General features: G+C 65.5%; 1 protein-coding gene. It reads left to right on the top strand.

The genetic code is table 11. The annotated features are described in order from the left end of the window. On the top strand, positions 1-290 hold a 290-nt coding region (locus EN850_RS35730), incomplete at both ends, for a GtrA family protein (RefSeq protein WP_136093085.1).

Here is a 290-nt window from a genome sequence, read left to right as displayed (position 1 = left end):
ATGAGCAGTGCCGGCCAGCCGCAGCGTTCGACCGGCGACAAGATCGTCCGCTTCGCCCTGGTCGGGCGGGTCAACACCGGCATCGATCTCACGGCATTCTTCCTGCTGCTCAAGCTCGCGGCGCCGGCCTTGGCCGCCAATGTCGGCGCGTGGTTGTCCGCAGTGCTCTTCTCCTTCGTGGCGCACCGGTTCTGGTCGTTCGAGCGAGACCCGGGCATCCGGCTGCACCATTCCTTCCTGCGCTTCGTCTCGCTGGGAGCGTTGATTTCGCTCGGCGTTTCCAGTCTGTC

The sequence above is a fragment of the Mesorhizobium sp. M8A.F.Ca.ET.207.01.1.1 genome (genome assembly GCF_004794715.1).
Classification (GTDB): domain Bacteria; phylum Pseudomonadota; class Alphaproteobacteria; order Rhizobiales; family Rhizobiaceae; genus Mesorhizobium.
This window is presented reverse-complemented; position numbering and strand designations above follow the sequence as displayed.